The sequence below is a fragment of the Novipirellula caenicola genome, from assembly GCF_039545035.1.
Taxonomy (GTDB): domain Bacteria; phylum Planctomycetota; class Planctomycetia; order Pirellulales; family Pirellulaceae; genus Novipirellula; species Novipirellula caenicola.
The window spans coordinates 284,685-297,339 of sequence record NZ_BAABRO010000005.1 but is presented as its reverse complement, the minus strand read 5'-3'; the positions used below and the strand labels follow the sequence as shown (position 1 = coordinate 297,339).

The following is a 12,655-nucleotide window of genomic DNA, read 5'->3' as shown; positions in this document are numbered from 1 at the left end:
TCAACAAAGAGGCAATATTTTCCATGATCGTTCGCATTTTCAGTTACGTCGCCGTTGTGGTTTTGGTGTTCGCCCAACTTGCTTTCACATCGACGTTGGTCGCGGAAGTGGTCACGTGGCCCGAATTTCGAGGGGAGCACGGAGACGGTCGCGCCGATGACGCGGATCTGCCCACCGCAATTGATGCTTCGGTCGTTCAGTGGAAAACGGCGATTCATGGAAAAGCTTGGTCTTCGCCAGTGGTTTGGGGTGACGCGATTTGGTTGACCAACGCGTCGGATGACGGCAAACAGATGTCCGTTGTTTGCGTGCAGCGGACAACCGGCAAGGTGCTGCATGATGTGGTTGTGATCGAAAACGAAACGCCCGAGTTTTGTCATCCGATGAACAGCTATGCATCGCCGACGCCTGCGATCGAAGCGGGACGTCTGTACGCTCATTTCGGCAGCTATGGCACCGTTTGTGTCGATACGTCCGATGCGTCAGTGATCTGGCGACGCCACGATTTGAAGTGTGACCATTTTCGTGGCCCCGCATCGTCACCGATTTTGCATGAAGGAAAACTGTTTGTCGCCTTTGATGGTGTGGACGTCCAGTTTGTCGTGGCGTTTGACAAAGATACCGGCGACACCGTGTGGCAATCAAAACGCGAAATTGATTATGGCACCGATGTCGGCGACCGGATGAAGGCGTATGGAACGGCTGAAGTGATCCGCGTCGGTGACCAAGAGCAATTGGTCTATCCCAGTGCCGTGGCGACGATCGCGTATGACCCGCAAACCGGCAAGCCGTTGTGGACGGTTTACCACGATGGCATGAATGCGTCGGCGCGACCGATCTACGTCAATGGATTGGTGTTGATCACCAACGGCATGGGCGGCATCGTGGCGGTGCGGCCGGATGGGACCGGCAACGTCACCAAGACTCACGTCGCATGGAATTCGACCAAAAGTGTCGCCAAGAAATCGTCACCGATTGTCGTCGATGGATTGGTCTATATGGTTACGGACGACGGGATTGTGACTTGCCGCGAGCTCGAAGATGGAAAGATGGTTTGGCAAAAACGCGCCGGCGGTTCGTACGCGGCATCGCCGATTTATGCCAGCGGCCGAATCTATTTGTTCAGCATCGAAGGCGTGATTACGACGCTAAAGGCTGGGCGTGAATTTGAGGTGCTGGCGGAAACAGAACTCGGTGATGGGTTCATGGCATCGCCTGCGGTGGTGGACGACCAATTGATCCTGCGAAGCAAGTCAGCACTGTACAGCATCGCAAAGTAATCCAATGTCGTTGATCGCTCCGCGATCATGACGGAATTCAGTTTCCCTGTCGTGGGCAAGCTTGTAGTTACGGAAGCTCCCCCGCTCACGCGTTTTAAAGTTGCGTTTTTAGATGTTTCCCGGGGCCAAAGGTCCATCAATTTGCCTAGCCACTCTATATGAATCCGAGCAAACGGCCGGGCCGTTGGCCCTTCCATTCATTGGTTTTCTCGGTCCCAGCCCGTTGGGGCTGGGCTGGGTAAACGTGCGGGGCTTTGCCCCTAAAGACAATCACGCAGTTTTAAAACCTACGCGTCGCTTTGGGATCGCAATGGCGACGCGCTAGCTTGAATCACGACGCTTGCTAAGCGTGAACGCTACCGTGATCGATTGCGAAGGTTCCGTTCAAAGCGGATCCGGCAACCGATCGGAACCGTTTCCGTGATCGTGGGTTTATTGCCGGCCAGCACCGCTTCGATGGCGCGAATCACATGCGGCTCGGTGACGTTTTTGCCATCGGGGCTATCGTCCAGCGATCCCATGTAGACGATTTTGCGGTTCTCATCGAGCACAAAAAATTCAGGCGTGTATTTGGCTCCGAACGCCTTGGCGATCTGTTGCGATTCGTCAAAGAGGTAGGGGAAGTTGAATTTCTTTTCTTTGGCTCGCTGTTTCATCGCCGGCATCAGGTCCTCTTCGACCTTGTTGACATTGATTGCGACAACTGCCACCTCTGAGGCTGCAAATTTTTGCTGCATTGCAATCAATCGGTCTTCGGCGTCAACCGCGTAGGGACAACTGCTGCAGGTGAATGCGACCACGACGACTTTCTTGTCCTTTAGGTCGTCAAGCGAATGCAATTGATCGTCGGTGCCTGGCAAGTTGGCCCAGGCCGGCGCGTCATCATGGATGTTGATCGTGGTGTTGAATTCACCTGCATTCAGTAACCCGGTCGAGTAGCAGAGTGCCAACAAGATCCATGCGGCTGCGGAGGTGAGGTGCAAAAATAGACGCGGCATGGCAGAAGCTTCTGTGGGAAAGAAAGAGAGTGTGGATGGATGAACGAGTTGGTTCCGCAAAGGCGACCCGCGAATCGCAGAGACGATGGCCGCTTACAGGTGCACTGGCAGAAATCGTTTCTGTTCGTCGGCAGCGATTGCGGGCATGGGATCGACCCAAGGAATGGACTCGCCGGCGGCCAGATAATCGCTGACCGTTTTTTTGAACGTGGGCACGATCCGCTGAAGCAGTTCTCGTTCGCTGCCCGCGATTTGCTCGATCCCTTCGATGTTGGCGACTCGCCCTTTTTTGCGTCCATCGGGAAGGGTGGAAACGTAGACGACGCATCCAAACGTGGGAACATCCGCCGAAGCAGCGGTGGGCAACGAGCGGGACGTGGTGGGAGGATTGGGCTTCATCATGAAATGGGTGTGAGAACGGGGCGTTGCGGGAGGGGTTTCTTCGACATGCGGCAATCAAGCGGCCAATTACCAAGCAGTCTGTGTCCGAAATTCTAACATCTGGCGGAATCGTGGCGAGCCAAAAAACGATTCGCCGATTCGTCGCAGTTTCCCCCCGCGACTTGCGTTTACAATAGATAACTCACTGCGAGCCAGCGACCTCACGACGCATCCCCCCGAAAAACGAACTGCGAAGCGTATCCATGACATTTTGGCCTCACCGATTTCGATGTTTCCGTCAAGTTTGCCACGCAGTGCTGGTGTGGAGCTTGGTGGGTGTCGCCGGAATGATGGTGTCGGCCGACGAACCCGATGCAGCAGTGGATAACGCAGCGAATGATCAGGCGACGAATGATCAGGCGGCCCATGATCAGCCAGCGGTTGCGACGACCGAGCAATTGATCGCAGAGGTTCGTCCGTCGCTGGTGACGATTCGAGTGCAAGGACGTGATGGAGATCCGCTTGGGATTGGCACGGGGTTTGTCATCGATGGCGGCGGTTTGATCGCGACCAACATGCACGTTATCGGCGAAGGGCGTCCGTTTACGGTCGAGACTTCGGGGGGACGTAAGTTGCCGGTCCTTTCGATCGAGGCGTCGGATTCGGCGAATGACTTGGCGATCGTTCGCGTCGATGTGGGGAAAGAGCATTTGTCGGCACTGACGCTGTCCGAAGCGGAGCTACCACCCCAGGGCAAGCGAGTGTTGGCGTTTGGTAATCCGTTGGGGCTGCAAGACAGTGTGGTCGAAGGGATGGTTTCGGCGGTACGCGAAATCAGTGGTCGCGAAATGATTCAACTCGCGATGCCCGTGCAGCCGGGCAACAGCGGAGGTCCGGTCGTGGACACCCAAGGCAACGTGCTCGGCATCGTCAACATGAAGTCCGCCGTCGACGACAATCTCGGTTTTGCCATTCCGATCGATGATTTGAAGCCACTGCGTGAGAAAACAAATCCGATCACGATGGATCGCTGGGTGCGACTGAGTGGGCTAGATGAAAGCGAATGGGAAATCGTGTTGGGCGGATCGTGGCAGCAACGCGGAGGCGTGATCTCGGCAAGCGGCACCGGCAAAGGATTTGGCGGTCGGTCATTGTGTTTGTCCACTGCGGCGGTCGGCGACCCACCGTATGACATCTCGGTGTGGGTGCGACTTGACGATGAATCGGGCGCAGCGGGGATTGCATTTCATAGTGACGGCGGCGATCGACATTACGGTTTTTATCCAAGCAATGGCAAAATGCGGTTGACCTGTTTCTTAGGTCCTTCGGTCTATTCGTGGCAAGTGCTTAGCGACGTGCGAAGCAAGCACTACTTGGCTGAGCAATGGAATCATTTGCGAGTGCGAGTCGAAGAGGGACGGATGAAGTGTTATGTCAATGAACATTTGGTGGTCGAATCGACGGATACGCAATTGACAAAGGGGCGTGTCGGGATCGTCAAATTCCGCGATACCAAGCCCGAGTTTCGCCGGTTTAGCGTCGGTCCCGATCTGGCTTCGCCGCCGCTCAGCACGACGGTGACCGATTGGATCGCGAGCCTGGGCAAGGAGGACAACCATGCGGGCGACGTCGATCAAGCCTATGTCGACACGCTAGCTGCCAGCGGTGATGTCGTCTCGAGAGAACTGAGACGTCGAGCGGTGGAACTAGATGAAGAGGCGAAGCAGATGAAGCATCTGGCAAGCGATGTGCTGCGTGCGCCTTTGTTGGCTCAGCTTGGCGAGTTGTTCGCGAAGCAGCCGGATGCCGCCGACCATTCGGCAAGTCGACTTGTCAGAGGCGCATTACTGATCTCGGCGATCGAGAACCCGCAGGTCGATGTGGCAGCCTACGAAGCCAAGCTGGACAAAATGGCGAGTGAGATTGCCGAAGGTTTCACGGCCGAGGATGACGAGCGTCAGAAACGCCAAATCCTTGACCAGTATCTGTTTCGCGAGAATGGCTTTCACGGCGGTCGTGCCGAGTATTATCATCCCGCCAACAGTTTCTTGGATCGCGTGATCGATGATCGCGAAGGGTTACCGATCACGTTGGCAATTTTGTACATCGATCTTGGCCGTCGGCTTGGTTTGCACATGGAAGGGATCGGATTGCCGGGGCACTTTGTCGTGAGACAGCGGATGGAGTCGGGGGAAACAGAATTAATTGATGTGTTTGATGGGGGCACGCCGTTAAGCGACGAAGCGGCCGACGAGTTGGTTCGGCAGTTCGCTGGTCGAGCGATTGCCCCGTCGGATCTTCAATCCCAAAGCGACCTCGATATTCTGACTCGTGTGCTCAATAATCTGATTGGCATCGCGACTCGTGATCAGGACCTCGATGCGATGTTGCGGCGAACGGATATGTTTGTGACGCTGCATCCCGACGAGAATCGATATCGTTTCATGCGAGCTCAACTGCGGGCCATCTCCGGCCGAACCGCAAGAGCACGGGAGGATCTTGACGAACTGCTTCGCCGTGAGCCTAATGGGATCAATGGACTTCCGATTCGCGAACTGAAAGCATCGCTGCAACCCGATCGTGAAGATAACTGAAAACGGTTCTCGGAATGTCGAAACGGAGGCGGCGGTGTCCAGTCCGCGATGTTCGTGTAGAGGTTGCCGTGACCTGCGTTATCGTGGTGGTTAGGAGGGATTTCGCTGCAGTGGCAAGTAAACTCTGTCCAAGCGAAGTGCAGCGAGGTTACAATGTCGTTGGAGGGGTGGTCTCATCCCTATTGTGTGGTGTCGATTCCGTGCTGACTCTCCGTACCCCGTTGCATGACATGAAGTCCACCAAACGAAAACCGAATATCGAGTCGTTCGTTAGTGAAGCAGAGTCGCGTTTGGCGACAACCCATCAATTGGTAGAGGATATGGCAAAGGGGAACCCCCGCGCAGAAAAGCCGAGTGAAGAGGACGGCTCGACGAACGTTCGCAGTGCAAAGCCGGCGAACAGCCGGAGCGTCGTCGTTCGTGCGACCGAGGGGCTCGTTCGTTTGGAACAGCAGCGTCGTCGCCGAGCCCTGCTGCGGTCCCTTCTCGTTCTCTGCATCGTGCTGGCGATTGGATACGCCATCCATTACGGATTGAGCACTTGGTTGGGGATGGATCCGATCACTCACGTCTGGGAACTGATCCGAGTTCGACTGCCGTTTGACAAGGAAGCCTAGCTCGTTTTCGCATGACGCGACGCTCGATTACCGCCGCCGCATCGGTGACCGAGGGTAGTAGTGCGAGGTGTTTTGGAAGGTAGCGGCTTGCGAGGCGGCTCCGATGCCGGTCGTCATCCGTTCACGAATCTGGTTGTCGACGATCTCCGCGACTTGGTCCTGGCTGATCAACCGTTGCCGTTGTGATTCAGCGTAGTAAGACGGACGCGTTCGGGTGATGTAGTCGTTGTAGATTTCACGCGGTCGCACGAACGTGTAATAGTTCGGAAGCCCGGTCCCGTTGAACTGCCGGTAAAACAGATACGGGCTGAACGTCGGCCGTGCCGGATAGTAGTGAGCTGGTTGCTGAGCGTTCGCACTGGACGCATTTCCGCCAAGCAGGAACCCTGCGGCGACACAAACGGCAAGATAGAATTTTTTCATTGCTATCAAAGCTACGTAAAAGGGAGTCGGAATGACGACAGTGCATCTGCCGGCGAGATCAGCGTGATCTTTTCTGGGCTTGTTAGCGGTATCGACCGCCAAGCCCCCCAAGCATCGACATTTCCCGCCTGCCCACTGCGAGATCCACGAGAGAGGATCGTGTCCTATTACGATTGTAGTGACTGCGGCCAGTTTTCGTGTTTGAAAATCGACACGTGGCAAACGATCCGATTTGCAGGATGTTGCCGGCAGGTCGATCAGGATCGGATTTCCGAAAGGGAAACCTCGATGCGAGGTGTGCGTGTTTGGACCACGAATTGCGTTTCGCAACGCGCGACCCATTCCGTGAGATATGCATAAATTCTCGGACTTATTCGTGCCTCACAACCGCGGATGGATTAAGCTAAAAGACCCCAATAGAGTGGGGTCAGGATCAAAGTCAAATTCTTCTCCCAATGTTTCGAGTGATCTGAGATGGCGAATGCAAGTGCGAGTGAGTTGAGTCAAGTGACTGAGTATTTCTCAGCGCTGAAAGACACGATCGATCGTTGCGATCTTGACGAGTGGCAAGCGGCAATCGATTTGATTGATCAGACATGGAAGGCGGATGCGCAAACGATTGTGTTTGGCAACGGCGGCAGTGCATTAGCGGCGCAGCATGCGGTGACCGATTGGAACAAGACGTTGTACCTTGCCTCGGGACGTCGTTTCCGCGGAATCTGTTTAGCGGAGAACATGGGGATTTTTTCGGCGTATGCCAACGACGTCAGCTACGACGACGTCTTTCTAGAGCAGCTGCGGCCGATCGTTTGCGAAGGCGACTTGGTGGTGGCGATTTCGGGCAGCGGGAATTCTGAGAACGTCGTCCGCGCGGTGAAGTTCGCGAAGGACCAAGGCGCCAAGGTGATCTGTTTGACCGGATTTGACGGAGGCAAGATTCACGCGTTGGCGGACATCAATGTCCACGTGCCCATCCACGACATGCAAGTCGCCGAGGACATGCATGTCGTTTTCATTCACAACGCGTTGAAAAACTTGACACGTCCCAGCGACGACAAATTGTCGTAGCGTTGCGGTGCGATGAAGAAAATCGTCGCACGGATGAATCACCCGTGCGACGACAAGCAATACGTCAAGTTATTGCATCAGATTTGGGAACGCTTCGATCGCAGACGAATCGTCCTGCACCGATGATAACGTTGCCAGCAGCACATCCACTGATTCTGGATCCAGAGCCGTAGTGTCAGAGAAACTGGCTTGTTGTCTCTGCTCTGCACTGGAAGACGACCCTATCGCAGAGGAACCTGTTTCATCGATTGGAGCAACCGGTTTGCTCGTTTCCGCCGCTTCGTTGACGAACGATCGCAATGCGGATTGCATCTCAATTCCAGCGGTTCTAGCAGCAACAGCGACTTCACTACTGGATGCAAGTGCCGCCACGAAATTGCTCGGCTCGTCTTTCGTTCGTAAGCCTGCATCCGCGTTCGTTTGCACCGAATCGACGACATAGATCGCGTCCAACGAACGTGTGATCCCGTGAGTAGCGCCTGCATACAGCAGGGTCATTGTGTTAGCGGGATCGCTCGCCGAGTAAGCAATGACATCGTTGCCAGTCGCAGTGGTACCCGAGGCAGTTACATTCCCCAACGTCGTGACAAACACTTGGTTCGACTCTGGGTCGACGGATACGCCGGTGATGTTTTCCCGTGACGTTTTCAATCCAAGGTCTTCGCCGTTCTGCAGCAATTGCCAGCTTCCAGCCGTGTTGTCCCCTAATGCATCCGGGTTAAACACCACGAGGTCCGATTGGGTTCCGCTGAATCCGGGAACCTTGAATCTTCCTGTGGTGCTGAGGATTAGGCTTCCCTCGGCGTTCATGCTGATTCCATCCACGTTTTCGTAGTAGGTCGTCAGTCCTACGTCCGAACCGTCAAAGTACATTTCGAAGGTTCCGGCAGTGGTATCGCCGGTTTCGGTTGGAACGAAGCGAACAATATCCGCAGGAGCGACCGTCCCGAGTCCTGCAAGCTTGGTGTTGGCATTGAAACTCATCAAGACGCTGCCGTCGGCCAGCAGGTGAAATGCGTCCACGTCGCTACGAATGCCCATGTCCGAGCCGTCAAAGAACATTCGCCAAGCTCCGGTTCGCGTGTCATGAACGAAAATATCTTCGTCCGCGAAGTTCAAATCGCCTACGGATACACGGCTCTGCGAACTCATGTAGATTACTTTGTCACCGAACACTTCGGTGCCAGTAAATTTGCCATGTTGAATGCCATCGAGTGCGGATTGTTCGATTTCGGTCAACGGGTTCGCGTCATTGCGGATCGCGGTGGCGACGAAAACACTGGTGGCAACCGATGGGTTTCCAGCAGCCAACGAAAGCGTATTGTCCGAAACGGAGATGGCGGCTTGGATGCCGTTGGATGGCTCTGTGTAGAGCGACCAGTCACCGGACGAATCGGCGCCGAACACGCCATTGTTCAGCACAATCCTCTGTTCGTTGTCGATCGTTTCACCGGCCAGATGCAGGTTGCCGACCGTGCTGATGACCAAGCGGCCATCGGGTGTGAAGTCAATTTCATCAATGTCGCCGCTGGTGGGATTCAGACCAACGTCGGATCCGTCAAGAAACCACTCGAGCGTTCCAGCTGTTTTCGTCCCGAGACCGGTCGGTGTGAATTTCAAGATGTCCGAATCACGGACCAGCCCAAGCTCTCTTGAATAGCTGTTGGTATCCAGGCTCAGCAGAATATTGCCATCCTCTTGCACATAGAATGCGTTGACATCCCAGCGGGACAGTCCCACCTGAGAGCCATCGAAGTAGAGCGACCATTCGCCGGTGCTAGTATTCAGCGCCAGAATGTCTTCGTCCGCGTAGGGAATATCACCAACGACCCCGTTGGTCGAAAAGCTGACGTAAGTAATTTCGCTGGTTTCTGACGGAGGCGTAGGGTTGTCTCCGTCGTCGGGCTGCTTGACCCCTTTGCCGTTGATCGTGATCGCGACACTCGCCTGAGTGCTGGCGCCGTGCCGATCGGTGACTTGATAGGCAAGGGTTTGCACCTCCTGTTGTCCCACTAACAAATCGTCAAATTGGTCAGCCGGATCAAAGCGGAACTGGCCGTGACCGAGATCCACGAACTGACCACGCGACGGTGAGGTCAACCATTCGTAGCTCAGTGAGTTTGCGTCGTCGTCACTATCAATATCGTCAGCGATCACGGCATGGACCACCGCCGATGCATTGCCATCGATTGAAAACGCGAGGTCGTCCGCAGTCGGCGCGTCGTTGCTACCGTTGATTTGGAATGAAATGACGGCCGAATCGGTTTCGTAGCCGTCGCTGACCGTGTACTGAAAACTCTCGGTCAGAAAATCATTTTCCGTCAGCCTCTGCACTTCGCGTGAAAACAGATCGAGCGAATACGAATAGGAGCCGTCGCGATCCCACTGCAGCGATCCAAAATTGCCAGCCACCGGAGTACCAAACGGGTTTGTGACTCCTTCGACTTGGACCACGCTGAGGGTTTGGTTGCCATTGGCATCTTGATCATTGCCGAGCAGATTGCCACTGATTGCGTTAAGCCGATCTTCGCTCAGTTGGGCATGGTCGTCCGATGCCACGGGCAATGCATTGACAAAGACGCTTGTCGAATCGGCATTGTTTCGCGAGTTGGACTCGGTCGTGCTAGTCGTTACCTGTGACTCAAGCGACAGCGTACCCGGCTGCGTCGTGGTGACTCGAATCTCAATCTGCTTGGACGCGCCGCTAGCCAAGTTGCCAACCTCGGTGGTAATGACTCCGTTTCCACTGGAGCCATTATTAGACGCTTCACTGACCCATCCAGAGCTGGCTGTGGTGGTGACGACCACGTTTTGCGCAGTCACCGCGCCTTGGTTGCTAACCGTGACGGTGTAAACCGTGTCATCACCAAGCGTCACGGACCCATCTTGGTCCGTCAACGCGACTAGCACGTCTGCCATTTGCGGTGCTTGATTGTCGACGGTGAGATTGAAAATATCCGAAGTGAAACTTCCGCGGCTATCAAACGCGGTGACCTGGATCGCGGTGGTGCCGGCGGCGATCGGGGTTCCCGTGATCACGCCGGTCTCAACATCGATGTCGATCCAGTTAGGCAAGACGCCGCCATTGCGAGGTGCGATCGAATAGGATAGATCGCTGCCATCCTCGGCATCTTGGAAGTAACTCGAGATATCGAAGTCGAACGAGGCGTTGCGATGGACCGTGGTGTTTGGGATAGCGGAAACCAGGCTGGGCGTCTGGTTCACCGGATTGACGGTAATGTCAAAATAATCGGTGGCGGTTGCCCCATAACGGTCTCTCGCGGTGAGCTGAATCGAGATCGTTCCGGCGTCCGAATGCGATGGAGTTCCTGTGAAATACCCTTCGCCGCCATAAAATTTGAGCCACGATGGCAATGCTTGCCCGTTGGTTTGCCGCGCCGTAAAGGTTAGCGTGTCATTGGCATCGGTGTCCACGAAGTGACGTTTGCCGACATAGGCAAAATTCTCGTTGACGACGATATTTTCTGCTTCGGATCCACCTCCGATCAAGTACTGCCAAGCGCCCGTGAAACCTTCGGTGCCTGCAGCTCCATTGTTAAAGGCAATGTTTCCTTCTAGTGTGGAGTTTTTCAAACTTGCGGCACTGGATCCATAGACTTTGATGCCATGCCGGAATTGGTTGAAAAGGATGTTGTCAGCGAAGACACGGGTGTAGTCTTCGTTCTGCGCATAGATTCCTTGTCCGTGTTCTCGGTCAGGCCCCGACCATCCGTTGTTGTAGATCAGCGATCCGTAAACCTCGCCCCCGTCGGCGGTTGCCCAATACCCGAGACCTTTGTTTAGATCGTGAATTTCCCAATTGATGATCTTGACGTGATCCCCTTTGACGTTGATGTTTCCCCGATTGATGTTCGCGGGCCACGATCCGGGAATATTGGTCGTGCGTGACGACAGATCGCTCGAGAAAACCTCGAATCCTTGATAGTAGGTGTATTGTCCACCGACGGTGATCAGTTCCGCGTTGAGTGGCGTTCCATTGTTTAAGTCAATGATCACCTCTTCGCCTGGACGTTCTCGCACGTAGATAGGGTTATCGGCAGTACCCGAAAGCGTGCTGGTGAATTTGCCGCGGTAGGTCCCGCCCATGATCCAAATCGTGTCCCCCGGCGATACGCTCGAGGGATGACTCATCGCGGTTTGCATATCCCAAGGATTGCTCTGGCTACCATTGCCCTGCGGCGTCCCATCGGGCGAAACATAGAACTCATTTCCGCTAGCGGGAACCGGATCGGCCTCGGACAGAATCAGGAAACTACCGAATTCTTTGTCGACCACCAATGGAGCGACGGGGTTGTGTCCGATGGGCACCGGCGAGACTCGGTCGACCATCGGAACTGAGACTGCGTTGCCATCGTAGACGCCGGAAACAACCGGAGTACCTTTGAGGTCGAGGACGTCGTAGATTTCAAATGCTGCACCGACCTGAACCACTTCCGACAAATCAAGCTCGACATGATCAAGTCGGTCCCAGTTGTAAACGACTGCGTTACCACGTCCGGGTTCGTATTGGTTAGGACGTACGTCGACGACCGTTCCATGGACGGTGTTGGTTAGCGTGCTATTGGCATCAAGACCCGTGCGATCTTTCCATTGGTCCCATGTGATGACGGAGCCATTGTAATTGTACGCTCGACGTGTATCGGAGACGTAGCTGTTGTTATCCCAGACATAATCTTGCGGAGAAACGCCTGAGGGAATGTCAGTCAATTCGAGAACACGATAGGGATCATCGTTCATCACCGTGTTGCCGGTAAAGGTGATGTCTTCCCATGCTCCGAGGAACTGAACTCCACTGGCAAAATAGTTATCCGTCGCCTGAATATCGGTCCCTCCGGACCCGTAACCAAAGACGACTCCGGTCGTCGGTAACAGATTGAAGGTGAATGGAATTTCGGCCCCCAAGGTCAGATCCGCAATTGGGGCGGCGATCTGAGGTGGTTGGTTGCCGCCAGCCAGAAGTAACCGAGGTTCAAGCCGCTCAAGTAGTTGGCGTCGCTTGTTTTGGTGCCGCGAAACGCGCCGGCGCAATCGTTTGTCCGAGGATAACCTGATCTGCATTCGCTCTCTCCTAGTGATAGGAGCCTATCGAAGAAAAGGGGCTTAGGTGGCCTAACGGTGGCCGAAGAGCGTCGCATTCTACGCATTGTGAGGGATGGCACCAGACCAGTTTGACTAGGTAGAGCGGGGCGGTTGCTGCACCCCTCTTGCTGTGTTCTTAAAGAGGTAGACTCGGTTTTTCGTGTATATATCCGAGTTTACTGCGGACCCTGCGT

General features: G+C 54.9%; 8 protein-coding genes. 4 read left to right on the top strand and 4 right to left on the bottom strand.

All coding sequences use genetic code 11. The annotated features are described in order from the left end of the window. Positions 1–23: 23 nt before the first annotated feature. On the top strand, positions 24–1,280 hold the full coding sequence (locus tag ABEA92_RS12895; RefSeq protein ID WP_345684244.1) for an outer membrane protein assembly factor BamB family protein: 1,257 nt from the start codon (positions 24–26) through the stop codon (positions 1,278–1,280). Positions 1,281–1,636: 356 nt separating this feature from the next. Here ABEA92_RS12895 and ABEA92_RS12890 read toward each other — a convergent pair whose 3' ends face one another. Together ABEA92_RS12890 and ABEA92_RS12885 are read right to left on the bottom strand one after the other, a co-directional pair. Further along, positions 1,637–2,278: a thioredoxin family protein gene (locus tag ABEA92_RS12890; protein WP_345684243.1), complete on the bottom strand. Its 642-nt coding sequence runs from the start codon at positions 2,276–2,278 to the stop codon at positions 1,637–1,639. Between the two features lie 93 nt (positions 2,279–2,371). Continuing rightward, positions 2,372–2,680, bottom strand: coding sequence for a hypothetical protein (locus tag ABEA92_RS12885; protein ID WP_345684242.1), 309 nt, complete (start codon positions 2,678–2,680; stop codon positions 2,372–2,374). Between the two features lie 242 nt (positions 2,681–2,922). Between ABEA92_RS12885 and ABEA92_RS12880 the strand changes: the two genes are divergently transcribed. Together ABEA92_RS12880 and ABEA92_RS12875 are read left to right on the top strand one after the other, a co-directional pair. Beyond that, on the top strand, positions 2,923–5,253 hold the full coding sequence (locus ABEA92_RS12880) for a transglutaminase family protein (protein WP_345684241.1): 2,331 nt from the start codon (positions 2,923–2,925) through the stop codon (positions 5,251–5,253). 110 nt (positions 5,254–5,363) lie between these two features. Next, on the top strand, positions 5,364–5,870 hold the full coding sequence (locus ABEA92_RS12875; RefSeq protein WP_345684240.1) for a hypothetical protein: 507 nt from the start codon (positions 5,364–5,366) through the stop codon (positions 5,868–5,870). Positions 5,871–5,897: 27 nt separating this feature from the next. On the opposite strand, the gene ABEA92_RS12870 is transcribed toward ABEA92_RS12875, so the two are convergent. Then, complete coding sequence (locus ABEA92_RS12870; RefSeq protein WP_345684239.1) at positions 5,898–6,293, bottom strand: hypothetical protein; 396 nt, start codon at positions 6,291–6,293, stop codon at positions 5,898–5,900. 474 nt (positions 6,294–6,767) lie between these two features. On the opposite strand from ABEA92_RS12870, the gene ABEA92_RS12865 reads away from it, so the two are divergent. Continuing rightward, positions 6,768–7,361: a D-sedoheptulose-7-phosphate isomerase gene (locus ABEA92_RS12865; protein ID WP_345684238.1), complete on the top strand. Its 594-nt coding sequence runs from the start codon at positions 6,768–6,770 to the stop codon at positions 7,359–7,361. Between the two features lie 69 nt (positions 7,362–7,430). Here the strand turns inward: ABEA92_RS12865 and ABEA92_RS12860 are convergent, their stop codons facing one another. Beyond that, positions 7,431–12,440: a putative Ig domain-containing protein gene (locus ABEA92_RS12860; RefSeq protein WP_345684237.1), complete on the bottom strand. Its 5,010-nt coding sequence runs from the start codon at positions 12,438–12,440 to the stop codon at positions 7,431–7,433. Between the last annotated feature and the right edge of the window lie 215 nt (positions 12,441–12,655).